The organism is Ensifer adhaerens, assembly GCF_002940685.1.
GTDB lineage: Bacteria > Pseudomonadota > Alphaproteobacteria > Rhizobiales > Rhizobiaceae > Ensifer > Ensifer adhaerens_E.
On the sequence record NZ_PNFP01000001.1, the window covers coordinates 306,239 to 330,313 of the forward strand.

Here is a 24,075-nt window from a genome sequence, read left to right on the forward strand (position 1 = left end):
AACCGCTCTCACGTCAGGGCGGCATGAAGTGAGGAGTGCAGTGATGCCGGAATTGCCCGAGGTCGAAACCGTCAAGCGCGGCCTGGCGCCGACCATGGAAGGGGCGCTGCTCGTCAATGCGGAACTGCGCCGGCCGGATCTGCGATTTCCCTTCCCGGAGAATTTCTCCTCGACCGTCGCCGGCCAGCGCATCGTCTCGCTTTCGCGCCGCGCCAAATATCTGATGATCGATCTCGAGGCCGGCGACGTGATCATCGCCCATCTCGGCATGTCCGGCTCCTTCCGCATCGAGGCGGGGGCGGTTCCGGCGGCGCCGGGCGAATTCCACCATCCGCGCGGCAAGGACGAGAAGCACGACCACGTCATCTTTCATCTCGACGGTGCCGCAGGCCCCGTGCGGGTGATCTACAATGACCCGCGCCGCTTCGGTTTCATGGACCTTGCCCGCCGGGATACCGTTGCGAGCCACGCCTATTTTCGCGCGCTCGGCGAGGAGCCGACCGGAAACCTGCTCGACGCCGCCTATCTCGCCCAGCGCTTTGCCGGCAAGGCGCAGCCGCTGAAGGCGGCACTTCTCGATCAGAAGAACATTGCCGGGCTTGGCAATATCTATGTCTGCGAGGCCCTGTGGCGCGCGCACCTGTCGCCCGTGAAACCTGCGGGCGCGCTCGTCGACAAGCGCGGCAAGCCGAAGGACGGGCTTTTGCGCCTGACCGACGCGATCCGCGAGGTGATCGCCGATGCCATTGCCGCCGGCGGCTCGTCGCTGAAGGACCATATCCAGGCCGATGGCTCGCTCGGCTATTTCCAGCACTCCTTCTCGGTCTACGACCGCGAAGGAGAGGCTTGCCGCACGGCTGGCTGCGACGGTACGGTCGCCCGTATCGTGCAGGCGGGCCGCTCGACCTTCCATTGCCCGCAATGCCAGAAATGAACGCCTGACCGTGCGCGGTCGGGTGCCCGAGTTGAACCGGAGGAGACTGGAATGACCTATGAAACGCTGCTGGTCGAAACGCGTGCCCGCGTCGGCCTGGTGACGCTCAATCGTCCGCAGGCGCTGAATGCGCTGAACTCGACCGTGATGCGCGAGCTCGCAGCAGTGCTGAAGGCCTTTGATGCCGACAAGGGGATCGGCGCCGTCGTCGTCACCGGCTCGGAGAAGGCTTTTGCCGCCGGCGCCGATATCAAGGAGATGCAGTCGCTCGATTTCGTCGAGAGCTATCTCGGCGAATTCATCGGCGGCTGGGATCAGGTGGCCGGTGCCCGCAAGCCTGTGATCGCCGCCGTTTCCGGCTATGCGCTCGGCGGCGGCTGCGAGCTCGCCATGATGTGCGACTTCATCATTGCGTCCGAGACGGCGAAGTTCGGCCAGCCGGAGATCACGCTCGGCGTCATTCCCGGCATGGGTGGCTCGCAGCGCCTGACGCGCGCCGTCGGCAAGGCCAAGGCGATGGACCTTGTGCTGACCGGCCGCATGATGGACGCGGCGGAGGCCGAGCGCGCGGGACTCGTCTCGCGTGTGGTGGCGCCGGAGAAATTGATGGAGGAAGCGCTGGCTGCGGCCGAGAGGATCGCATCCTTCTCGCTGCCGGCCGTGATGATGGCCAAGGAGGCGGTAAGCCGGTCGCTGGAACTGACGCTTGCCGAAGGCCTGCGTTTCGAGCGGCGGCTCTTCCATTCGCTGTTTGCGACCGAGGACCAGAAGGAAGGCATGGCCGCCTTCGTCGCCAAGCGCAAGCCGGAGTTCAAACATCGATAGCTCAAGGGAGACGCGCAGATTCTGGAAATTGCGCGTTGACGGGGCGGCCGTTTCCCGCTATACGCCGCCCTCAGTTTGGAACGCCATTCTGGGCTTTCCGGAAATACTCCCGAATTGCTTTGATGACAGGTCGCAGTGACCCGGCACGGCGAGGGCGGAGTTCATGTCAGTTTTCGAAGAGAGGCACAAATGGCCAATACAACTTCGGCGAAAAAGGCGACCCGCAAGATCGCACGCCGCACCGCAGTGAACAAGGCCCGTCGTTCGCGCGTCCGCAACTTCATCCGCAAGGTCGAAGAAGCCATCGCAACCGGCGATCAGGCAGTTGCAGCCGCAGCGCTCAAGGCAGCTCAGCCCGAGCTGATGCGCGCCGCCACCAAGGGCGTCCTGCATGCCAACACTGCATCGCGCAAGGTTTCGCGTCTTGCGCAGCGCGTGAAGTCGCTTTCGGCCTAATCCGGCTAAGAAAAATCTGTTAATCGAGAGCCCGGCCCTTGCGCCGGGCTTTTCGGATTCATACTTCTGTCATCGCGATGGTTAATCCGGCGGTCTTTGCTTATGTCAATGCGATGACAAAATTTATGTAAGTTTTTCAATGACTTGCGAGAGGTCCTTATCAAAAGGATATCTCTGGCTGGGGGTCCCTCGGGCCCATTCTGAGTCAAGCGAATTTTTATTTTTTTTCTTTTTCGCCAGCTAAGCAAAGAGCGAAAAATCAAAACCCTTGATTCAACAGGGATTCTTCACGGACTCGGAATGCGGCAAGCAAATGGCGGCGAGAGAGTCAACGGCCAGCGCTTAAGGTTGCGTAAAAATCGCGATTGATCTTGCCCATCGATCCTGCCTAAATGCCCTCCACAGGGGACACGGACCACATCTGTAAAAGGAAGCAAAAGAGGCCATTTCCAAGGAATGGTTTCGATGTTTCTGTCCTTTGTATCAGGGCGGCTCCGCGTCGTTCAATCAGACAAGTCGAAGGTGAAAAAACCGGATGGTTATACCACTCCGGACGAGGAACTTTCGTCCTGTGATTGTGGCGGGGTGCCGGGATCTCGATGACGGGTGCAAGCGGCGCCTGGACGCGAGATCAAGATCCAACGCGCGGCTCATCGCTTCGTACGAGGGTGCGGAGAGCTGTTGACGAGGAGGAGGATCCGGGACGGTGCGGGAGCGCACCGGAGGATTGTTGACGATAGGCGCGAGGGGACATCTGCCTGCCCGAAACGGCAAGTGGATGCGCGTAGCGCGCAGCGAGGCGGGAGATGAGGAGCCCGGCGTCGTTTGCGACTGTGACGTTCGGCGAAAGCGGCATGGCCTTCATGGGCGCCGCGGGCGACGGACATAAGAGATGAGGCCGGCAGCGATGACGGCATCTGAACATGAATTGGAAGGCGGCAAAATGCAGATGAATTTGGTGACGGCGGGCGCACTTCAGAAAGAAGGAGACGCATTTCAAGCCGGAAGCAATCTATCTCAGGCGGCGGGGGAAAAAATCGACATGAGGCACGACGCACTGTTCGAGCGGGTAAGTGCGCGTCTCAAAGCTCAAGTCGGTCCGGATGTCTTTGCAAGCTGGTTCGGGCGTCTGAAGCTCCACTCTGTATCCAAGAGCGTCGTGCGCCTTTCGGTGCCGACCACGTTCCTGAAGTCCTGGATCAACAACCGTTATCTCGACCTCATCACCTCGATCTTCCAGCAGGAAGACGGCGAGATCATGAAGATCGAGATCCTGGTGCGCACGGCAACCCGTGGCGCTCGTCCGACCACCCAGGAAGAAGCGCTGCCGCAGGCGGCAGAAGCAGCTCCGGCTCAGCCAGCGCGCCGTCCGGCCGCAGCCCAGCCGGTGGCAACCGTTGCCGCGGCGACCGTCGCAAGCATGCAGAGGCCGACCCAGGCGCCGCTCTTCGGCTCGCCGCTCGACCAGCGCTACAATTTCGAGAACTTCGTCGAGGGTTCCTCGAACCGTGTGGCGCTTGCCGCCGCCCGGACGATCGCGGAAGCCGGCGCTGGCGCCGTGCGGTTCAACCCGCTGTTCATCCATTCGAGCGTTGGCCTCGGCAAGACCCATCTCCTGCAGGCGATCGCCATCCAGGCGCTGCAGAGCGCGCGTGCGCCGCGTGTCGTCTATCTGACGGCCGAATACTTCATGTGGCGTTTTGCCACCGCGATCCGCGACAACGATGCGCTGTCGCTGAAGGAGTCGCTGCGCAACATCGACCTTCTGATCATCGACGACATGCAGTTCCTACAGGGCAAGTCGATCCAGCACGAGTTCTGCCACCTGCTGAACATGCTGCTCGATTCCGCCAAGCAGGTCGTCGTTGCAGCCGACCGCGCACCGTGGGAACTGGAATCGCTCGACAGCCGCGTCCGTTCGCGTCTCCAGGGCGGCGTCGCCATCGAGATGGACGGCCCGGACTACGACATGCGCCTCGAAATGCTGAAGCGCCGTCTGGACACGGCCCGTCAGGATGACGGTTCGCTCGACATTCCCGGCGAAATCCTCAGCCATGTGGCACGCAACGTCACCGCCAGCGGCCGCGAACTGGAAGGCGCCTTCAACCAGCTCCTGTTCCGCCGCTCCTTCGAGCCGCAGCTCTCGATCGAGCGCGTTGATGAACTGCTCGGTCACCTCGTCAATGCCGGTGAACCGCGCCGCGTTCGCATCGAGGACATCCAGCGCGTCGTCGCCAAGCATTACAACGTCTCGCGCCAGGAGCTCGTCTCCAACCGCCGCACCCGTGTCATCGTCAAGCCGCGCCAGATCGCCATGTATCTGTCGAAGACGCTGACGCCGCGCTCCTTCCCGGAGATCGGCCGTCGCTTCGGCGGGCGCGACCACACGACCGTGCTGCACGCCGTGCGCAAGATCGAGGAGCTGATCTCGGGCGATACCAAGCTCAGCCATGAGATCGAGCTGCTGAAGCGCCTGATCAACGAATAGTCGATCCTGACTGTCTTGAGAAAAGGGCCCGGACTCCGGGCCCTTTGTCGTTCAGCGTTGCGCTTTTGCTGTCAGCTTATGCGGTATCCCGGCGGCCGGATCCTCGGTCGCCTGCTGGGCGCGTGCCTCTGTGATGATCCAGCTGCGGAAGGCGACGACCGGCGGTCGGTCGAGTGCCGCCGGCGGATAGACGAGATGATAGGCGAGCCCGGTCATGACGCCCTCCGGAAAGGGGGCCTCCAGCATGCCGTCTGCGAGCTCCCGCGCCACCAGGGACAGGCGCACTAGCGCCACGCCGTCGCCGGCCTTGGCCGCATCGATCGCTCCGTTGCTGTTGACGAAGACCGGCCCGCGTCCCGGATCCACGCCCTCGACCCCGGCTGCGTCCAGCCATAACCGCCAATCCTGGCGGTGCACGTCATGCAGCAGCGCGTGGCCCGCGAGATCCTCTGGCCTGTCGAGAGGCTTCTTGGCCCTGAGCGCCGGATGGATGACCGGAACCGGGTCGTCGTCGATCAGGCGTTCGCTCATAAGGCCGTCATAGCGGCCGAGCCCATGGCGGATGGCGACATCGACCCCGTCGCTGTCGAAGTCCGTCAGCCGGTTGGTGGTGCTGATGCGCACGTCGATGCCCGGCACCTGCAACTCGAAGGCGCCAATGCGTGGCACAAGCCATTGGGCCGCAAAAGTGGGCGTGCAGCTGACTGTCAGCACCGGCGCACGCTTGCGCGCCGTCAGCTCCTCGGTCGCCTCGCGCATCATGCGGAAAGCGCGTCTGAGCGTTGCAAAATAGGTGCTGCCATCCTCGGTCAGCACCAGCTGTCTCGGTCGACGCTCAAAGAGCGTCACCCCGAGCGTCTGTTCCAGTTCGCGCACCTGCAGGCTGACCGCGCCTGGGGTGACATTGAGCTCGTGCGCGGCCTTCGTCACGCTCGAATGGCGCGCCGTCGCCTCGAAGGCGCGCAGCGAGGCGAGGGAGGGAAGGGATGTGGCCATGGTTTAGTCAAACTCAATCATGTGTCGAGAAATGATCGTTTGCTGGACGTCTAATATCCTGAGAATATTGGATCAAAGTCAAGATGTCGAAGTCATCGTGATTTAGCTGAACAAACAAACGAGGTTTACGGTCATGGTGCAAGCAACGCAGGCCAAGGTCATGGGCGCCCGGGAATGGGGCATGTTGATCCTGCTGTCCATTCTGTGGGGCGGCTCCTTCTTCTTCATCGGCGTTGCCGTCAAGGCGCTGCCGCCGGTCACGATCGTGGCGCTCCGGGTCAGCCTCGCGGCGCTCGCGCTGCTCGCATTCGTTCGCCTTATCGGACTGTCGATGCCGCGCGATCCGCGCGTGTGGCTGGCCTTCTTCGGCATGGGGCTGCTCAACAATCTCATCCCCTTCTCGCTGATCGTTTGGGGGCAGACGCATATCGCAAGCGGCCTTGCGTCGATCCTGAATGCCACCACGCCGCTTTTCGGCGTGATCGTGGCGCACCTTCTGACCGATGACGAGAAGCTGACGGCCAATCGCCTCGCCGGCGTCGTCGTCGGTTTCCTTGGGGTTGCGATGATGATCGGTCCGGCCGCACTCGGCGGGCTCGGCTCCAATCTCTGGGCCCAGCTCGCCATTCTCGGCGCGGCCCTTTCCTATTCGCTCGCGGGCGTCTTTGCCCGTCGCTTCAAGCGCATGGGTGTCGCGCCGATCGTGACGGCGACCGGCCAGGTCTCCGCATCGAGCATCATGCTGGTGCCGCTGTCTCTTCTCATCGACCATCCCTGGACGCTTCCCATGCCTGGCCTCGACGTGTGGGCGGCGATCGTCGGCATAGCACTGATCTCCACGGCGCTTGCTTACGTCCTGTTCTTCCGCATTCTCGAGACGGCCGGGGTCACCAACCTGATGCTCGTCACCTTCCTGATCCCGGTCAGTGCCATCCTGCTCGGTGCCATGTTCCTTGGCGAGACGCTGGAGCCCAAGCATTTCCTGGGCATGGCCTTGATTGCGGCTGGTCTTGCGGCGATCGATGGTCGGCTTATCCGCCTCTTCCAAAGGCCGGCCGCCGACCCCACGTTAGAGTGCCGCGACAACGCTTGAGCGTTTCTGATTTACACGCATTGCGGGCCGGTGGGCGAAAGCACCCGCCGGCCCTGTTTTTTTCATCCCGGTTGTCGGCTATTGCTTGCCGCCACCGTCTTTGTTTCAGGAGCTGGAGTTCCGATGCTTTACGCCGTGTTTTGCTACAATCAAGAAGATGTCACGAACGCCTGGACCAAGGAGCAGGACGAAAAAGTCATGCATGATCTGTTGGCCGTACAGAGCAAATATGCGGAGGCAGGCCGGCTTGGACCAGTGGCGCGCTTGATGCCGACGACGTCGGCGACGACGCTCCGGCACAGTCACAGCGAGACGATCGTAATCGATGGCCCGTTTGCCGAGACGAAAGAGCAACTGCTCGGTTTCTACGTCATCGACTGCGCGTCTGTCGATGAAGCACTCGATTTTGCCCGCGATCTGAGCTCCGCCAACCCGGCTGCTGGCTCCTACGAAATCCGTCCTCTTGCCATCTACAAACCCAGTGAGCTTGCTTCATGACAGACACAGCCTGGATAGACCTCGCACTTGTTTCGGCCCGGCCGCAGGCCGTGGGCGCGCTGTTGCGCTATTTCCGCAACCTCGACACCGCCGAAGAAGCGTTTCAGGAGGCCTGTATCCGCGCTTTGAAGACCTGGCCGAAGAGCGGCCCGCCGCGCGACCCCGCCGCCTGGCTGATCTTCGTCGGCCGCAACAGCGGCATCGACAAGGTGCGCCGCCAGTCCCGCGAGACGGCGCTGCCGCCGGAGGAAATTCTTTCCGACCTCGAGGATCAGGAGGGTGCGCTCGCCGACCAGCTCGACGGCTCCCATTATCGCGACGACATTCTTCGCCTGCTGTTCGTCTGCAGCAATCCGGCACTCCCGGCAACACAGCAGATCGCCCTGGCGCTGCGCATCGTTTCGGGCCTTTCGGTCAAGCAGATCGCCCGTGCCTTCCTCGTCAGCGAGGCGGCGATGGAGCAGCGCATCACCCGCGCGAAGTCGCGGGTCGCGGCCGCCGGCCTTGCCTTCGAGACGCCTGACGCCGCCGACCGCGCCGACCGGCTCGCCGCCGTCGCGACGATGATCTACCTCGTCTTCAACGAGGGCTATTCGGCGATGAACGGCCCGGAAAGCGTATCGGCCGACCTCTGTCAGGAGGCGATCCGGCTCGGGCGCCTGCTGCTGCAGCTTTTTCCGGCCGAGCCCGAGATCATGGGCCTGACGGCGCTCATGATGATCCAGCATTCGCGGGCGCGCGCCCGCTTCGATGCGGATAGCGCCGTCATTCTGCTTGAAGACCAGGACCGCGGCCTGTGGGACCGTCCGTTGATCGACGAGGCGCTGGCTCTGATCGACAAGGCGATGCGCTACCGGCAGCCGGGCGCCTACCAGATCCAGGCCGCGATCGCCGCCCTGCATGCCCGCGCCGAGCGCGCCGACGAGACCGACTGGGCCCAGATCGATCTGCTCTACCAGGCGCTCGAACGGCTGCAGCCCTCTCCGGTGATCACGCTGAACCGCGCTGTCGCGGTATCGAAACGCAAGGGGCCGGAGGCCGCACTCGCCATGATCGAACCGCTTGCCGATAAACTGTCCGGCTATTTCTATTTTCATGGCTTGAGCGGCCATCTGCTGAAGCAGCTCGGCAAGGTGCGCGAGGCGCGGGTCGCTTTTGACCATGCGATCGCGCTTGCCACCAACGCGGCCGAATGCGCCTACATCCGCATGCAGCTCGACAAGCTCGATGAGGCGCCTGGTATCGAGCTTTCCGAAAGAAAAATCTGACGGCCTCTGTCGGGATCCCTCACGCGGCTTCGTCCTTGGATCGACAACGAAACCCAAGGAGATACCCATGAACACCAGCCTTGCTGTGCCCGCCCCAACGGCAAAGTCGATCATCTTCGGCCGCTTTCTCAGCGGCGTGCTTGTCGCCTTCCTGGTCTTCGATGCCGTCATCAAGCTCGTGCCGCTTGCCGTCGTCACCGAAACCATGGTCGCGCTCGGTTATTCCTCCGATCAGGGCCTTGCGCGGCTGCTCGGCATTCTCACATTGCTGTGCACCGTGCTCTATGTAATCCCGCGCACCTCGATCCTCGGCGCCATTCTGCTTACCGGCTATCTCGGTGGCGCCATGGCGACGCATCTGCGGGCCGGCAGCCCGCTCTTCACCCATCTGCTCTTCGGCTTCTATCTGGGCGTCATGGCCTGGGGCGGCCTGTGGCTCAGGGATCCGCGGCTGCGCGCGCTCATCCCGCTCAAGAACTGACGCCCGACTTCGACCGCACAATTGAAGGACGACCATGACCAAGACAGTCGACGACTACATTGCCGGCCTGTCCGGCGTCCCTGCTGATGTGGCAAAACGCCTGCATGCGGCCCTCGTTGCCGCCGGTGGGCTTGCCGATGCCGTCAAGTGGGGGCACCCCATCTATGAAGCTGGTGGCCCAGTCTGCCTGCTCAAGGGAGCCAAAGATCACGTGACCTTCGGTTTCTGGCGCGGCGCCGAGATGCTCGATCTCGACGCCCGCCTGGAGAAGGGCGGCGGCAAGGGCGACATGGCCTATATACGCCTGCGCGCCACCGATGACGTGGACGACGCCGAGGTCGCCCGGCTGGTGGCTAGGGGCATCGAGCTCAATCGCCTGAAAGGCGATCCGATGAAGTAGGCTCTTACGGACGAACGTCTGGCCCGGCGTGATTGCGTCTCCTCGCGGAACCGGCTCGTGATGTCCGGTCCGCGAGACAGAATGATCCGGGCCGCTCTCCCTTCGTCGGCGGCGCGCGCCTACCTGTTCACTCGGTCTTTTGGCGCGCGAAAACCTATATCACCCGGTCTGTCCGGCTGGTCGCAATGACGAGTTCCGTCCCGACACTGCGGGGCACTGCCCGGTACCGTTAATTGTAGGCCGAGCGGGCTCGCGCCTGCCTTGCATCGCCATGGTGCGTCGGGCATCGTCCCTGGGGCCGATCCTCAAAAATTTTCGAAAAAGATTTTGCCCGTGTCGAAATTTGCGAAGCGCGGACGTCCATCGCACGCTGAGACCATTCAAGCCCATTGGAGAGACTATGACTTTTACGGTGACACCACTGTATGCGCTGCCGGTGGCGGCGATCTATCTGATCCTCTGGTTCCGCGTCAGCGCCTTGCGATCGGCGCAGGGCGTATCGTTCGGTGACGGCGGCAACGCGCTTCTGCTTCAACGCATTCGCCAGCACGGTAACTGCGCCGAATGGTCGGCTTTCGTCATCATCCTGATGATGCTTGCCGAAGGCATGGGTGCGCCGGCGCTCTACCTGCACATCTCGGGCGCGCTGCTGCTCATCGGGCGCATCGCGCACCCCTTCGGCCTGAAAGCCGACAATGCAGGGCACCCGCTTCGCTACGTCGGAAACGGCACCAACATCCTCGCTGCGCTCAACGCCATGGTCTGCCTCGGCGTCAACGCCGTCGACCTCTGACATCTGCACACGTTCGAAAGGCAAAACCATGCAATACATGCTGCTGATCTACAACGACCCCCAGAAAGAGCCCGCCTACGGTACACCTGCGTTTCAGGAGATGATGGCCGGGTTCTTCGCCGCCAATGCGCGGATGAAGGAAGACGGCGTGCTGCGTTCGGGCGAGGGCTTGCAGGGAATAGAAACCGCGACGTCACTGCGCATCAAATCCGGCAAGGTCGAAACCATGGACGGCCCGTTCGCTGAAACCCACGAGCATCTTGGCGGCTATTACGTCATCGATGTCGCGGATCTGGATGCGGCGCTCACCTATGCTGCGCTGATACCCTCGGCGCACTTCGGCACGATCGAGGTCCGTCCGTTGATGGACTACAACCCGACGAACTGAAGCGACCCATGACACAGGCCGTCCCCAAAGCCATCGCAGTGGCAAAGTTGCTCGACAGCACCCTGCGGTCGGATCGGGGGCGGCTGCTCGCCATTCTTGCGGCCAATCTGCGGGATCTCTCGCTGGCGGAGGACGCGCTTCAGGAAGCGGCAGTGTCGGCGCTGTCGCATTGGGGCAGGGCCGGCGTGCCGGCCTCGCCACAGGGCTGGCTCCTGACGGTCGCGCGGCGCAAGGCGCTCGACCGCCTGCGCGGCGCGCGCCGGGATGCCCGCAAGGCCGAGGCGCTGGCGCAACTGATCGTGCGGGAAGAGGCGGAACCGGACGACATCCCCGACGAGCGCCTGCGGTTGATCTTCGTCTGCTGCCACCCGGCCCTTGAACTCAAGTCGCGCGTCGCCCTGACCTTGCGAACAGTCTGTGGCCTCACCACCACCGAAATCGCCCGCGCCTTTCTCGACCAGGAGCCGACGATGGGCCAGCGTATCAGCCGGGCGAAGGCCAAGATTGCCGGTGCGGGAATTTCGTTCTTCGTGCCGACAGCAGAACATTGGCCGGCACGGCTGGATGCGGTGTTGACCACCATCTACCTGATTTTCACGACAGGCTATCTCGCGGGAAGCGACTGCACGCGCGACCTCTGCCTGGAGGCCGAATACCTGACGCGGATAATCGATCGGCTGCGCCCGGAAGACCCGGAAATCGAGGGGGCGCTGGCGATGATCCTGCTGACCGCCGCTCGCCGGGCAGCACGGATCGGCATCGACGGAGCGAGCCTTCCCTTAAGCGAGCAGGACCGCAATCTGTGGGATCGGGCGCAGATCACGGAAGGCCGCGCGCTTCTTGCGCGTGCGATCGCCCGACGAAGCCCGGGACCGTTCCAGATCAAGGCCGCCATCGCCGACTGCCGTTTGGCCGAAGGGGGACCCGACTGGCCACAGATCGCGGCACTCTATGCCGCGCTCTTTCGTTTCGAGCCGACGCCCGTGGTCTCGCTGAACGCCGCTGTCGCGGTGGCTGAAGCCGGCGATCCCGCAAGGGGCCTGGAGATCGTCGAAGGGCTTGCGGACCAGCTTGCGGACTATCAGCCCTGGTGCGCGGCACGCGCATCGCTGCTGGCGGCCACCGGCAAGCCGGTTGAAGCCGCCAGGGCCTATGGGCGCGCCATCGAACTCGCGCCCGGGCCCGCCGAGGTATTGTTTCTCGAGAAACGTTTGGCGGCACTGCCATGTACGGGGTCCGCCTTGCCGGGGCGGGAATAGCGGCAGTGTCCGGGCGCACTCCGGTGGCGATCTCCGTCGGGCGTCGCAAGAGGCTGACGGGATCGCTTGAAGGTCGATCCGAAAAGGTCGGCTCAAACGAAACGAAATTGCAGCTGGATCGACAAATCAGAGCGCCTTTATCGGCCGCGATGCAATATCTCTTCACGGGAACAGGAATTCAAGGCCAGATCCCGCGAGGCAATCATGATCCTCTACTACCAGACCCATTCCCCCTTCGCCCGCAAGGCGCTCGTCTTTGCCCATGAGGTCGGCCTTGCCGGCCGGCTCGAGGTCATCCACCACGAGACCAGCCCGACCCGGCGCAACGACGAGGTCTATGCGGAAAATCCGCTCGGCAAGGTTCCGATCCTGTTGCGTGAAGGCAAGGAACCGATCTTCGACAGTGACGTCATCTGCGCCTATCTCGACACGCTGCATGAAGGCCGCAAGCTGATCCCGGAAGCCGGCGAGCCGCGCTGGCGGTCGCTCAGACTGCAGTCGGTGGCCCAGGTTCTTGCCCAGACCGGCATCGGCCTTCGCTGGGAATGGGAGCGCCGTCCCGAACATCTGCGTTATCCGGCGCTCGCCGATGGCTATGCCGAAAAGATCGAAGAAACCTACGATTGGCTGGAGAGGACGCTGGAACCCGAGGCCGCCGTCGATATCGGCCAGATCGCGCTCGCGACCACGCTCTCCTGGATGGTCTTCCGCGAGCTGCCGTCGTTTCGCCATCGGCCGAAGCTGACTGCCTGGTTCGATGCGTTCGAGAACCGGCTGTCGATGCGGGCGACGCCGCTGTCGGGCGAAACGTTCGATTGAGCCTGTAGCCGGCGAAAGCCAACCTCAAGGCCTGGTCGACTTAGGGGCAGGCGAGATCGGCGACCACGGCGTCGAGGATCAGCATGCCGGCGGGCGTGCAGCGCAGGCGCGAATTGCCGAGCCGTTCGATGAAGCCGTGGTCGATCAGGAACTGTTCGCGATCCGGGTCCGGATCGCGGCCGGAAAGGCTCTGCCAACGGGCCAGATCGACACCTTCCTTGAGGCGAAGGCCCATCAGCAGCAACTCGTCGGACTGCGCCTCGAGATCGAGGGATTCCCGCTCGATCATGCCGTGGCCATGGGTCTCGACGAGGCGCAGCCATTCCTCGGGCTTGCGCTCCGTGGAGGTCGCGATCTTGCCGTTGCCGATACCGAGGCGGCCGTGCGCACCGGGACCGATGCCGGCATAGTCGCCATAGCGCCAATAGGTGAGGTTGTGGCGGCTCTCGGCACCTGGGCGGGCGTGGTTGGACACCTCGTAGGCCGGCATGCCGATCGCGGCGGTGATCTCCTGCGTCGCCTCGTAGAGCACGGCCGATTGCTCGCCGTCGGGAACGATCAGCTTGCCGGCCTTGTGCAGGCCGTAGAAGGGCGTGCCTTCCTCGATCGTCAATTGGTAGAGCGACAGGTGGTCGACCGCGTAGGAGACCGCCTCCTTCAGTTCGCGCTCCCACTCCTCGACCGTCTGCTTCGGCCGGGCATAGATCAGGTCGAAGGACATGCGCGGGAAGATCTCGCGCGCAAGCCGGATCGCCTTCAGCGCATCTTCGACGTTGTGCAGCCGGCCGAGGAACTTCAGGTCCCGGTCGTTCAGCGCCTGGACGCCGAGAGAGACGCGGTTGACGCCGGCGGCGCGGTAGCCGTGAAAGCGCGTCGCCTCGACGCTCGAAGGGTTGGCTTCCATGGTGATCTCGATGCCATCGGGCACATGCCAATGGCGAGCGATGCCCTGGAGGATGGCGTCAACCGTCGAAGGCTCCATCAAGGACGGCGTGCCGCCGCCCATGAAGACGCTGGTGACCGTGCGCGGGCCGGAGAGTTCGCGCACCTCTTCCATTTCCTTCAGGAAAGCCGCAACGAAACGCGGCTGGTCCACCGGCTGGTGGCGCACATGGCTGTTGAAGTCGCAATAGGGGCATTTGGCCGCGCAGAACGGCCAATGCACGTAGACCCCGAAACCGGGGTCCATGCCGTCACCGATCGCCGATAGCGTGGCCGTGTGCATTATTGCGTCTCTCATGATCACTTTCAGTAGGGAGCGGGATGCGGGCGGAAAAGCGCACGCACTTCTTATCCCGCTCAGATCAGGCTCCGAGGCAGGTCTCGGCAAAGATCTTGAAGGCGCGGGCGCGGTGCGACAGAGCCTCTTCGTCACCCGGCTTCCAGCCGTGTTTCTCGTCGGCGCTCATCTCGCCGAAGGTGGTCTCGTAGCCCTTCGGCTGGAACACCGGATCATAGCCGAAACCCTGGCTGCCGCGCGGCGGCCAGACGACGAAGCCTTCGACCTCGCCGCGGAAGAGCTCGACATGACCGTCCGGCCAGGCAAGGCAAAGAACCGAGACGAAACGGGCGGTGCGCGCGGAAGGCGTTTGGGCGCCTTTCTCCTGCAGCGCATCTTCGACCTTCTGCATGGCCATGGCGAAGTCGCGGCTGCCATCTTCGCGCTCGGCCCAGTTGGCCGTATAGACGCCCGGTGCGCCGTCGAGCGCGTCGATCGCCAGACCTGAATCGTCGGAAAGCGCCGGCAGGCCGGAGGCCTTGGCCGAGGCGAGCGCCTTGATCGTGGCGTTCTCCTCGAAGGTCGTTCCGGTTTCATCCGGTTCGATGAAGTTGAGGTCTGCGGCCGACTTCGCCTCGAAGCCGAGCGGTCCGATGAGGTCGCGGATCTCGCGGATCTTGCCGGCATTGTGGCTGGCGACGATCAGCGTCTTGTTGTCGAGTTTGCGCATAGTGTCTCGTTTCGTGTTCATTCGATGGACCAGAGGCCCGGCTCCGCACATTCCAGGCTGTTTCCAGCCGGATCGCGGAAGTAGAAGGACCGCGCCCCGTTCGGCCAGCGCGTGTCCGCCTCAATGGCGACGCCGGCGGCCTCCAGCTTGGCTTTCCAGGCGTCGAGTGCCTCCGCCGCAACGCGGAAGCACATGTGGCCCTGGCCGCTGGTGCCGTGCGGGATCGGCGGTTTCACTGTTTCGGCCGGATTGAAGATCAAAAGCACCCCCTGGCCGCAGCGGTAGAACACGTGCCGGTTTCCCGCACGCGTGATCCTCTGCAGGCCGAGAATGCCGCCATAGAAGGCCTCGGCGGCATCGAGATCCGTCGCATAGAGCGCGGTCTCGAGAATGCCTTCCAGCGCCGGGGCCATCCTGAAAATCCTTTCGTCAGCCGGCGATCGCCTGCTTTTGCAGCGCGACCAGCTCGGCAATGCCGTTCTTGGCAAGGCCCATCAGGCTTGCGAATTCCTCTTCCGAGAACGGCTTGCCTTCGGCCGTGCCCTGGATCTCGACGATGCCACCTGCGCCGGTCATGACGAAGTTGGCGTCGGTCTCGGCAGCGGAATCTTCCAGATAGTCGAGGTCGATCACCGACTGGTTGGCAAAGATGCCGCAGGAGATGGCCGCGACATGATCCTTCAGGACCTTCTCGACCTTGACCATGTTGCGGGCTTCCATCCACTTCAGGCAGTCGTAGAGCGCAACCCAGGCGCCGGTGATCGAGGCCGTTCGGGTGCCGCCATCGGCCTGGATGACGTCGCAGTCGATCGAGATCTGGCGCTCGCCGAGCGCCGGCAGATCGACCACGGCGCGCAGCGACCGGCCGATCAGCCGCTGGATTTCCTGGGTGCGACCGCTCTGCTTGCCGCTGGCCGCCTCGCGCCGCATGCGCTCGCCGGTGGCGCGCGGCAGCATGCCGTATTCCGCCGTCACCCAGCCCTTGCCGCCGTTGCGCAGCCAGGCCGGAACTTTTTCCTCAAGGCTTGCGGTGCACAGCACGTGGGTATCGCCGAACCGCACCAGACAGGAGCCTTCCGCGTGCTTGGAAAAATTGCGCTCGAAGGAAACCTTGCGCATTTGGTCGGTTTTTCTGCCGGATGGCCGCATCGTCAACTCCTATCGTATCTCGTCAGCCTTCTAGAGCATGGCAGAGGTAAAGGGAACCGGTGGAAAGCCGGGCTGCCGACCGTTTTTTCCCTTTTGCCAACGGATCGCAGGGACACTATATTCCGGCCACGGCAGGATGTGCCTGCATATGTGGAGTGACATGGTACTGCGCAATCCCGGAGCAAAGGAAATCGCCGCGGCGCTGGACGAGCGCTCGGGCGAAATCTTCCGTCGCATCGTGGAGACCTATCTGACGAGCGGCGAGCCGCTCGGCTCGCGCAATCTGTCGCGGCTTCTGCCGATGGCGCTGTCGCCCGCCTCCGTGCGCAACGTGATGAGCGACCTCGAAGATCTCGGACTCATCTATTCGCCGCATGTCAGCGCCGGCCGCCTGCCCACCCAGACGGGCCTGCGCTTCTTCGTCGACGCCTTCATGCAGGTCGGCAATCTCTCGCCGGAGGATCGCGCCTCGATCGACCGCCATGTGCGCCGTGATGATCATACACAGCCGGTCGACGCGCTTCTGACCGAAGCGAGCCAGATGCTGTCGGGCATGTCGCGCGGCGCGGGCCTCGTCATCACCGCCAAGGCCGATCCGGTCTTGAAGCATGTCGAATTCATCCGCCTGGCGCCGACCAAGGCACTGGCCGTGCTCGTCGGTGAACATGACCAGGTGGAAAACCGCATCATCGAACTGCCGGCCGGCGTCACCAGTTCGCAACTGACCGAAGCGGCAAACTTCCTCAACGCCCATCTTGCCGGTCAGACGATCGCCGAGGTCAGGGCACAGCTCGAAAGGGTGAAGCTGACGGTGCGCGGCGAACTCGACGCGCTGTCGCAGGATCTGGTCGAGCGCGGCCTGGCCATCTGGTCGGGCAACGAGGGCGACGAAAAGCCGGCGCGATTGATCGTGCGCGGCCGCGCCAACCTGCTTGAAGGGCTCGAAGGCGCTGAGGACATCGATCGGCTCAGAATGCTGTTCGATGACCTCGAAAAGAAGGACAGCATGATCGAGCTGCTCGATCTTGCCGAAAGCGGGCCGGGGGTGCGGATCTTCATCGGCTCGGAAAACAAGCTGTTCTCGCTCTCCGGTTCGTCATTGATCGTCGCGCCCTATCGCGATGGCGAGGATCGCATCGTCGGCGCCGTCGGCGTCATCGGTCCGACCAGGCTCAACTATTCCCGCATCGTGCCGATGGTCGACTATACCGCGCAGCTGATGTCGCGGCTTTCCCGTTAAAGACGGGCTTTGGGTGCAGCAAATCAGAGTGCTGCGGCGACCTTTGCGCGCCCGATAAGCCACGCGGCGCTCTCCGAGCGCGATTGAACCCTTGATTTTTCGGCCCCAAACCTCGATATCGGCTTCAAATCCAGTCCCTGAGCATTTTTGCTGAAACGCAGGCTCGCGCTTGCGGCGTGGAAATGCGAAGGACAATAGAGACGACACTGCGGAGAACGTCATGACCGACGATACGAACAAGCACGGACCCGAGGCCACCGACGAGGTATTCGACGCCGCGCCGGACGCTGCCGAGGCTGCCGAGGCAGCAGCCGTTGCCGAGCCCGATGCGTTGGAACTCGCCCGGGCCGAAAGCGCCGAGCTGCGCGACAAGTACCTTCGGCTTGCCGCCGAAATGGATAACCTGCGCCGTCGCACCGAACGCGACGTCAAGGATGCCAAGTCCTACTCCGTCGCTGGCTTTGCCCGCGACATGCTGGCGGTATCCGACAACCTGCGCCGCGCGCTCGACGCCATTCCGGCGGAAGCCAAGGAAGCTGGCGAAGCCGGTCTCAACACGCTGATCGAAGGCGTGGAAATGACCGAGCGCTCGATGCTCTCGGCGCTCGAGCGCCACGGCGTCAAGAAGCTGGAGCCCGAGGGACAGAAGTTCGACCCGAACTTCCACCAGGCCATGTTCGAAATCCCGAATACGGACGTTCCGAACAACACGGTGCTGCAGGTCGTCCAGGCTGGCTACACCATCGGCGACCGCGTCCTGCGCCCGGCCATGGTCGGCGTTTCCAAGGGCGGCCCGAAGGTGGTTGCCGGCGAGAACGGCGACGCGCCGACCGCCTGATCCTGACGATCGGAGTTCAAAAAAGAACGCCGCGCGACCATCGCGCGGCGTTTTTTGTTCGAGCGTTGCGTTAGCGGACGCTATCCGAAGAGCTGCTGCAGGTGGTCGTTGAGGAAACGTCCCTCGGGGTCGACTTTTGCCCGGAGCGCCCGGAAGTCGCCAGCCCGAGGGTAGAGGGCCGTTACGTCCTCGGCGCCGAGGAAGTGCAGCTTGCCCCAGTGCGGCCGCGAGCCGTATTGCCGGAGGATCGTGTCGACGTCCTTCAGGTATTCCCAGTAGTCGGTGCCCGGTTCGCCAGAGACCGAGAGCGTGATCGAGTCCTGCTCGAAGAACGGGCTGATCCAGCCGGTGTCGCCGGCGGTGAAGCGATATTCGATCGGGTAGATGCAGGTCGGGTGCTTCTCCAGCATCAGCTTGCGCACCGCCTTGACCGCGTCCTTGCCGTTTGCCACGGGCACCGCATATTCGAGCTCGTGGAAGTTCGGCACGTATTCGATCGGATAGATCTCCGAGGAATAGGCGATCTTTTCGAAGCCGCGCTCCATCGGCGCTTCCTCGGTGATGTCGATCACCTTCATCTCGCAGACGTCGGAGGTCTTGTCCGTGGTCGAGACCGAGGCCGTGTCGGGCAGGCAGTAGCAATGCCGGCTCTCAGGCACCGGGCACCAGAAGAAGCCGAAATGGCGATGCTTGGCGGCCAGCTCGTCGTGCTGCTCGATCATCTCGTCGAAGGTGCAGCGCCAGAGCTTTTCATGCAGATTGTAGCTCTCCATCGCCTGCAGGGTGATCTCCGAGATCACCCCGAGCATGCCGACCGATACGCGCGCCGCCTCCAGCAGGTCCGGCGTCGTCTCGTCGACGACGAGGATGTTGCCGTCGGGCTGCACCAGGCGCATGCCGACGATCTGCGAGGCCATGTTGCCGAGCCTGGCGCCGGTGCCATGCGTGCCTGTTGTCAGCGCGCCTGCGAGTGCCTGGCTGTCGATGTCGCCCTGGTTGATCAGCGACAGGCCGTTTTCCTTCAGCACCTTGCCGAGCTGGTTGATGGTGGTGCCGGCCTTGACCGCCACGCGCTTGCGCCCACTGTCGATGCTAACGACGCCCTGCATGCCGGAGAGCGTCAGGTGCAGGCCGCTCGTCAGCGCCACCGGCGTGAAGGAATGCCCGGAGCCGGCGCAGCGCACATTGAGCCCGCTGGATGTCGCCTCGCGGACCATTTGTGCGAGCGCTGCCTCGCTGTCCGGCGCGCCGCGGTGGCGCACGATGCATGATTGGTTTCCGACCCAGTTGCGCCAGTGGCCACCTGCCTGAAGCATTTTTCCCCTCCCTCAAACCGCGGTGAAGCAATTGTCGACGAACAGATGCGTGCCGTTGATGAAGCTCGCCTCGTCGCTCGCCAGAAACAGCGCCGCGTTCGCCACTTCCTTCGGGTCGCACATGCGGCCCTGCTGCGCGGCGATCGCCGCTTCCGAGACGTCGACCCCGTATTTGCTGAGCCCGACGAGTTCGCGCTTGCCGTGGTCGGTGGCGATGAAACCGGGGCAGACAGCGTTGCAGCGGATGCCGCGGTCCCGGAACTCCACCGCAATGGCGCGCGCGAACATGTGGCAGGCGCCCTTGGTGGTGTCGTAGAGCACTTCCATCGGCGTCGCGGCCACAGCCGAAATCGACGAGGTGCAGACGATGCTGCCGCCGCCAGCCGCAAGCATGCCCGGCAGCACCGCCTTGGTCATCAGGAACATGCTGCGCACATTGACCGCCATCAGCCGGTCCCACTCGTCCTCCTCGGTTTCGAGAAAGGGACCGACGGCCAGGATGCCGGCGTGGTTGAAGAGCACCGTGATCGCGCCGAAAGCCGCCTCGACCGCCTTGACGGCAGAGGTCACCTCGGCCGACACCGAAACGTCGGCGGGCGCAAAAATCGCCTCGCCGCCCTTGGCGCGGATCGCCGCGGCAACCTCTTCGCCCTTGCTGCGCGGCAGGTCGACGATGCCGACTTTGGCGCCCTCGCGGGCAAAGAGTTCGGATGCCGCAAGGCCGCAGCCTCCCGCGCCACCGCTGATCAGCGCCACCTTGCCTGAAAGCCTGCCTGTCATCGCGTCCTCCCTTCGTGCACCATCGCGAGCCGCCAAGTGGCGCGTTCGCGACAGGTGCCGTTTCCCTCTCCCTGGGAATTATTGTTGACGAGCGAGGGGCTGTCGATATCCCATGGGGGATACGTAGGGTTGGGGGATGACAAGGGAATGCGCGCAAGCGAGTCCGCCGACATTTCGGCGATGATCGGCCTGATCGGCACGGAGGATTTCGGTGAGGCGCTGGACCGGATGTTGCGGTCGGTCACCAGCTTCGATCTCTCGGTCGCCTTCGCCTATCCCTATGATGCCAGGCCGATCGTGCTGCATGACGGCTATACGGCCAAGGTATCGGCAAGTGCGCTTGCCGCCTATCTCGGTGGCGCCTACCTGCTTGATCCCTTCTATGTCGCCTGTTGCGCCGGCCAGCCGGCAGGGCTGTGGCGGATGCGCGAGCTCGCGCCGGACCAGTTCTTCCAGTCGGCGTTCTCGTCCTCGGCCGAAGTGCACCCTTGCGTGTCAATGGAAAAGGGCGTTCTGGTCGAGGAGGTGGGTTTTGTCATTCCGCTCGACGGCGGTCTGCAGGCGACCTATTCGCTGATGCGCGGGCGCGGCGGTGAGCCCTTCAGCGCGGCGGAGCTGGCGCGGCTGCGCGTCTATGAGCCGATCGTGCGCGAGGCCGTCCGATCGAACTGGCGCCAGCAGGGCCAGGCGGTTGCGTCGCCGCCATCCGAGGAGGGCGACGATGCGATGGAGGCTGCATTCGACAGCCTCTGTTCAGATCGGCTGACCAAGCAGCAGCGCAACATCGTGCGGCTGATCCTCAGGGGCCACAGCAACCTTTCGATCGGCAAGGTGATGAACATTGCCGAAGGCACGGTGCGTATCCATCGCAAGAACATCTATCGCCGGCTCGGCATTTCGAGCCAGGGGGCGCTGTTCCGGATTTTCATTGATCATTTGAACGGGCGTCAGCTTTACTGACGCAGGCTCCGGGCGACTGCGCGCATCCGGCCGGATGCGCCCCTTCGATTACGCTCAGGCCGCGTGCGAGGTCGCGTCGTCGTCGAGCAGCGTGTAGATCGCGCTGGCGGAATCGCTCGAGCGGATCTTGGCGACCATGTCCTGATCGCGCAGCACGCGGGCAATGCGCGACAGCGCCTTGAGGTGATCCGCGCCGGCGCCCTCAGGCGCGAGCAGCAGGAACACGAGATCTACCGGCTGGTCGTCCAGTGCCTCGAAATCGACAGGCGTGTCGAGGCGCGCAAAGATGCCGATGATCGAGGGAAGATTGTTGAGCTTGCCGTGCGGGATGGCGATACCGTTGCCGACACCGGTGGAACCGAGGCGCTCGCGCTGCAGGATCACGTCGAAGATTTCACGCTCGGGAAGCCCGGTGATCTTTGATGCTTTTGCCGCCAATTCCTGGAGGAGCTGCTTTTTCGAGTTGGCCCTCATGGCCGGGATGATCGCATTTTGATGCAGTAGACCTGCCAATGCCATTCTTTTGTCCTCGTTCGCCGGTTAGAGCCGGACAACATCATCATAAATGCGTCGCAATGGCTCTAACCATCTTTGTCATGGCGGGTTCCATGCACAGAAAAGTCACATTTTCCGGCCTGCCCGCTGATTATGGGCAAGGGGAGCACCGGCGTGCCGGCACCCCCCTATCCGCTCATGCTTTGATATTGGCAGCGTCGATCCAGCCAATATTTCCATCGTTGCGTCTGTAGACGATATTCAGATCGTCCTTGCCTGGGCTACGGAACATCAGGACGGGTTCGTCCGTCATGTCGAGCGCCATCACGGCGCTGGCGACAGACATCGTCCTCAACTGTTTCGTGCTTTCGGCGACGATCGTCGGTGCGTAATCCTCGGGGACTTCGTCATCCTCGAAGGGCACCGAATCCATCACTGTGTAGGCGACCTCGGCAGCGTTCTGTCCGTTGCCGTTATGGTGATCCTTCAGCTTGCGCTTGTAGCGACGCAGACGCTTTTCGATGCGATCCGACGCCGCGTCAAAGGCAGCCTGTGGGTCATTCGCCTGACCGTTCGCCTGCATAACCACGCCCGTATCGAGATGAAGCTTGCAGTCGGCGCTGAAGCGCGGCCCGGATTTTTCCACAGTGACCTGGCTTGAATATCCTCCGTCGAAATATTTGGTAACGGCCTGCTCGATCTGCTCGCCGATGCGGGCACGGAACGAATCGCCGATTTCCATCTGTTTACCGGATACACGCACACTCATGGAGTTTCCTCTCTCGTTCGTGATTTGCGCAGCCAGTCTATTCCAAGCGGTCCCGTCATCCAAGCCTTTCAGACTTGCGGGGCGCCTCTGTCGCAGCCACCGGTCGCACCGGGAGGCTTCCGGGGCGAGCATGTCCCGGCAATTGCGGCGGGCTCATATCGCCTGTGTCGGAGAGAGTCAATCGAAGGTCGCAAAAAAGTTAATGCGCCTTAACTTCCGGTGCTCAGAAACCCGCGGCTTTGGCCAGCGCGCGCTTCTCCCGCCGGCGCTGCACGGAGGAGGGGATGTTCATCGCTTCCCGGTATTTGGCGACGGTGCGCCGGGCGATGTCGATGCCGGCCTTCTTCAGGCTGTCGACGATATCGTCGTCGGAAAGCACGGCTTCGGTGCTCTCCTCGAGGATCAGCGTGCGGATCCTGTGGCGCACGGATTCGGCCGAATGACTGTCGCCGCCCTCGGCCGAGCCGATCGAGACCGTGAAGAAGTACTTGAGCTCGAACAGCCCGCGCGGCGTCAGCATGTACTTGTTCGAGGTGACGCGGCTGACGGTCGATTCATGCATCTTGATCGCGTCGGCGACGGTCTTGAGGTTCAGCGGCCGCAAATGGCCGATGCCGTTGGCCAGGAACGCGTCCTGCTGGCGAACGATCTCGCTCGCGACCTTCATGATCGTCCGGGCGCGCTGGTCGAGGCTGCGCGTCAGCCAGTTGGCGTTCTGCAGGCATTCGTTGAGGAAGGCCTGGTCGGCGCTGTTTTTCTGCGTGCCGCGCGATACTGAAGCGAAGTAGGCCTGATTGACCAGAACGCGCGGCAGCGCGTCCGGATTGAGCTCGACCAACCAGGAGCCGTCGGGGGCTGCGCGCACGACGATATCGGGCACGATCGCCTCGCTGACGCTGGTCTCGAAGCTGGTGCCGGGTTTGGGATCGAGCTTGCGGATTTCCGCGAGCATGTCGATCAGGTCTTCCTCGTCGACGCCGCAGATCTTCTTGAGCGTTGCAAAGTCTCGCCGCGCCAGAAGTTCGAGATTGGCAAGCAGCGCCTCCATGGCCGGATCGAGGCGGTCGCGGGCGCGCAGCTGGATGGCGAGACATTCGCCGAGCGAGCGCGCGAAGACGCCGGGCGGGTCGAACTGCTGCAGCGTCAGAAGCACGCGCACGACGTCGGCATGCGCGGCGCCCAGCCGCTCGCCGACCTCGCCGAGGTCCGCCTGCAGGTAGCCGGCGTCGTCGAGCTGGTCGATGAGATGCTGCGCGATCAGCCGGTCGGAGGCGTCCGGCAGCGCGAAGGGCAATTGTTCGAGCAGCGTTTCGCGCAGGCTCTTGCGGCCGGCGACGAAGTCGTCGAGGTCGTAGTCGTCGCCTTCGCCGCCGCCGGGCATCGATTTCCACTGGCCGAGCAGTTCCGGCGCGTCGGCGCGCTGCGGCGCCGTGTCGTCCTGAAAGACATTGGCAAAATCGGCATCGAGCTGGTCGTCGAGCCGCTCGCCGCTCTGCGACGTAGCGCTTTCATAGAGATCCGCCTGGCCGCCGCCGTCATCGCTTCCGGAAAGCTCGTCTCCGCCCGCCGTCTCGCTCCGCTCCGACACGGCGAGATCGTCATTTGCCTGAAATTCGAGCAGCGGGTTTTTCTCGACTTCCTGGGCGATGAACTGATTGAGCTCAAGATGCGTCATCTGCAGCAGCTGGATCGACTGCATCAGCTGTGGCGTCATCACCAGGGACTGGGACTGGCGCAGATGAAGGCTGGCGGACAGTGCCATGCTGACGCGAAACTCCCGAGAGATCTCCAGGGGCCGCGCGCTTCTCCGGTCGCCGGTGGCGGGCCCTTTTATAATTGGCCCAAAAATTGCTTATCGGAAAGGTTTGGTCAAGCGCGATC

26 protein-coding genes are annotated in these 24,075 nt (G+C 63.4%); 16 read left to right on the top strand and 10 right to left on the bottom strand.

Annotated features, from left to right (window positions below):
- The first annotated feature begins 43 nt into the window (after window positions 1-43).
- The 4 genes from mutM (at window position 44) to dnaA (ending at window position 4,703) form a co-directional block, all read left to right on the top strand.
- Complete coding sequence (mutM, locus tag C1A35_RS01610; RefSeq protein WP_104662619.1) at window positions 44-934, top strand: bifunctional DNA-formamidopyrimidine glycosylase/DNA-(apurinic or apyrimidinic site) lyase; 891 nt, start codon at window positions 44-46, stop codon at window positions 932-934.
- A 51-nt stretch (window positions 935-985) separates the two neighbouring features.
- Window positions 986-1,759 carry an enoyl-CoA hydratase gene (locus C1A35_RS01615; protein ID WP_104662620.1) on the top strand — a complete coding sequence of 258 codons (774 nt, stop codon included), beginning with the start codon at window positions 986-988 and terminating at the stop codon, window positions 1,757-1,759.
- Between the two features lie 189 nt (window positions 1,760-1,948).
- Window positions 1,949-2,215 carry a 30S ribosomal protein S20 gene (gene rpsT / locus C1A35_RS01620; protein ID WP_034797494.1) on the top strand — a complete coding sequence of 89 codons (267 nt, stop codon included), beginning with the start codon at window positions 1,949-1,951 and terminating at the stop codon, window positions 2,213-2,215.
- 1,042 nt (window positions 2,216-3,257) lie between these two features.
- A complete protein-coding gene (gene dnaA, locus C1A35_RS01625) occupies window positions 3,258-4,703 on the top strand; it encodes a chromosomal replication initiator protein DnaA (protein ID WP_234822704.1) in 1,446 nt (481 codons plus the stop codon).
- A 51-nt stretch (window positions 4,704-4,754) separates the two neighbouring features.
- Here dnaA and gcvA read toward each other — a convergent pair whose 3' ends face one another.
- Window positions 4,755-5,699, bottom strand: coding sequence for a transcriptional regulator GcvA (gcvA, locus tag C1A35_RS01630; protein ID WP_104662622.1), 945 nt, complete (start codon window positions 5,697-5,699; stop codon window positions 4,755-4,757).
- A gap of 133 nt (window positions 5,700-5,832) precedes the next feature.
- Between gcvA and C1A35_RS01635 the strand changes: the two genes are divergently transcribed.
- The 9 genes from C1A35_RS01635 to C1A35_RS01675 all read left to right on the top strand — a co-directional run bounded on the left by C1A35_RS01635 (window position 5,833) and on the right by C1A35_RS01675 (window position 12,698).
- Complete coding sequence (locus C1A35_RS01635) at window positions 5,833-6,792, top strand: DMT family transporter (RefSeq protein ID WP_234822706.1); 960 nt, start codon at window positions 5,833-5,835, stop codon at window positions 6,790-6,792.
- Between the two features lie 123 nt (window positions 6,793-6,915).
- Window positions 6,916-7,290 (top strand): YciI family protein, encoded by a 375-nt coding sequence (locus C1A35_RS01640; RefSeq protein ID WP_043615571.1) that lies wholly within the window; start codon window positions 6,916-6,918, stop codon window positions 7,288-7,290.
- Window positions 7,287-8,558: an RNA polymerase sigma factor gene (locus C1A35_RS01645; protein ID WP_104662623.1), complete on the top strand. Its 1,272-nt coding sequence runs from the start codon at window positions 7,287-7,289 to the stop codon at window positions 8,556-8,558. Before C1A35_RS01640 ends, C1A35_RS01645 begins: the two co-directional genes overlap by 4 nt.
- A gap of 67 nt (window positions 8,559-8,625) precedes the next feature.
- Window positions 8,626-9,039, top strand: a complete 414-nt coding sequence (locus C1A35_RS01650; protein ID WP_199772833.1) for a DoxX family protein — start codon at window positions 8,626-8,628, stop codon at window positions 9,037-9,039.
- A gap of 34 nt (window positions 9,040-9,073) precedes the next feature.
- Window positions 9,074-9,439: a DUF1801 domain-containing protein gene (locus C1A35_RS01655; RefSeq protein ID WP_104662624.1), complete on the top strand. Its 366-nt coding sequence runs from the start codon at window positions 9,074-9,076 to the stop codon at window positions 9,437-9,439.
- Between the two features lie 400 nt (window positions 9,440-9,839).
- A complete protein-coding gene (locus tag C1A35_RS01660; protein WP_104662625.1) occupies window positions 9,840-10,232 on the top strand; it encodes an MAPEG family protein in 393 nt (130 codons plus the stop codon).
- Window positions 10,233-10,269: 37 nt separating this feature from the next.
- Window positions 10,270-10,620: a YciI family protein gene (locus C1A35_RS01665; protein ID WP_234822707.1), complete on the top strand. Its 351-nt coding sequence runs from the start codon at window positions 10,270-10,272 to the stop codon at window positions 10,618-10,620.
- 8 nt (window positions 10,621-10,628) lie between these two features.
- Window positions 10,629-11,879, top strand: coding sequence for an RNA polymerase sigma factor (locus C1A35_RS01670; protein WP_104662627.1), 1,251 nt, complete (start codon window positions 10,629-10,631; stop codon window positions 11,877-11,879).
- A 204-nt stretch (window positions 11,880-12,083) separates the two neighbouring features.
- Window positions 12,084-12,698 carry a glutathione S-transferase gene (locus tag C1A35_RS01675; protein ID WP_104662628.1) on the top strand — a complete coding sequence of 205 codons (615 nt, stop codon included), beginning with the start codon at window positions 12,084-12,086 and terminating at the stop codon, window positions 12,696-12,698.
- A 40-nt stretch (window positions 12,699-12,738) separates the two neighbouring features.
- Here C1A35_RS01675 and hemW read toward each other — a convergent pair whose 3' ends face one another.
- From hemW to rph, 4 genes are all read right to left on the bottom strand, one after another.
- Window positions 12,739-13,923 carry a radical SAM family heme chaperone HemW gene (hemW, locus tag C1A35_RS01680; RefSeq protein WP_199772845.1) on the bottom strand — a complete coding sequence of 395 codons (1,185 nt, stop codon included), beginning with the start codon at window positions 13,921-13,923 and terminating at the stop codon, window positions 12,739-12,741.
- A gap of 79 nt (window positions 13,924-14,002) precedes the next feature.
- Window positions 14,003-14,647, bottom strand: a complete 645-nt coding sequence (rdgB, locus tag C1A35_RS01685; protein WP_104662629.1) for an RdgB/HAM1 family non-canonical purine NTP pyrophosphatase — start codon at window positions 14,645-14,647, stop codon at window positions 14,003-14,005.
- Window positions 14,648-14,664: 17 nt separating this feature from the next.
- A complete protein-coding gene (locus C1A35_RS01690; RefSeq protein WP_104662630.1) occupies window positions 14,665-15,060 on the bottom strand; it encodes a VOC family protein in 396 nt (131 codons plus the stop codon).
- A gap of 16 nt (window positions 15,061-15,076) precedes the next feature.
- Window positions 15,077-15,796, bottom strand: a complete 720-nt coding sequence (gene rph / locus C1A35_RS01695; protein ID WP_104662631.1) for a ribonuclease PH — start codon at window positions 15,794-15,796, stop codon at window positions 15,077-15,079.
- 160 nt (window positions 15,797-15,956) lie between these two features.
- Here rph and hrcA point away from each other — a divergent pair, with 160 nt between their 5' ends.
- The gene (hrcA, locus tag C1A35_RS01700) at window positions 15,957-17,036 is read left to right on the top strand and encodes a heat-inducible transcriptional repressor HrcA (protein ID WP_104662632.1); all 1,080 of its coding nucleotides are present in this window, start codon (window positions 15,957-15,959) and stop codon (window positions 17,034-17,036) included.
- Between the two features lie 220 nt (window positions 17,037-17,256).
- On the top strand, window positions 17,257-17,874 hold the full coding sequence (gene grpE, locus C1A35_RS01705) for a nucleotide exchange factor GrpE (protein WP_104662633.1): 618 nt from the start codon (window positions 17,257-17,259) through the stop codon (window positions 17,872-17,874).
- An 80-nt stretch (window positions 17,875-17,954) separates the two neighbouring features.
- On the opposite strand, the gene C1A35_RS01710 is transcribed toward grpE, so the two are convergent.
- Entirely contained in the window at window positions 17,955-19,190 is a 1,236-nt protein-coding gene (locus C1A35_RS01710) for a D-arabinono-1,4-lactone oxidase (RefSeq protein WP_104662634.1), read from the bottom strand.
- Between the two features lie 12 nt (window positions 19,191-19,202).
- Entirely contained in the window at window positions 19,203-19,970 is a 768-nt protein-coding gene (locus C1A35_RS01715; RefSeq protein ID WP_104662635.1) for an SDR family NAD(P)-dependent oxidoreductase, read from the bottom strand.
- Between the two features lie 147 nt (window positions 19,971-20,117).
- On the opposite strand from C1A35_RS01715, the gene C1A35_RS01720 reads away from it, so the two are divergent.
- Complete coding sequence (locus C1A35_RS01720) at window positions 20,118-20,930, top strand: helix-turn-helix transcriptional regulator (RefSeq protein ID WP_104662636.1); 813 nt, start codon at window positions 20,118-20,120, stop codon at window positions 20,928-20,930.
- 54 nt (window positions 20,931-20,984) lie between these two features.
- Here C1A35_RS01720 and ptsN read toward each other — a convergent pair whose 3' ends face one another.
- The 3 genes from ptsN to rpoN form a co-directional block, all read right to left on the bottom strand.
- A complete protein-coding gene (gene ptsN, locus C1A35_RS01725) occupies window positions 20,985-21,449 on the bottom strand; it encodes a PTS IIA-like nitrogen regulatory protein PtsN (protein ID WP_043615607.1) in 465 nt (154 codons plus the stop codon).
- Window positions 21,450-21,621: 172 nt separating this feature from the next.
- Window positions 21,622-22,194, bottom strand: coding sequence for a ribosome hibernation-promoting factor, HPF/YfiA family (gene hpf, locus C1A35_RS01730; RefSeq protein WP_104662637.1), 573 nt, complete (start codon window positions 22,192-22,194; stop codon window positions 21,622-21,624).
- A 223-nt stretch (window positions 22,195-22,417) separates the two neighbouring features.
- Complete coding sequence (gene rpoN / locus C1A35_RS01735) at window positions 22,418-23,956, bottom strand: RNA polymerase factor sigma-54 (protein ID WP_104662638.1); 1,539 nt, start codon at window positions 23,954-23,956, stop codon at window positions 22,418-22,420.
- Between the last annotated feature and the right edge of the window lie 119 nt (window positions 23,957-24,075).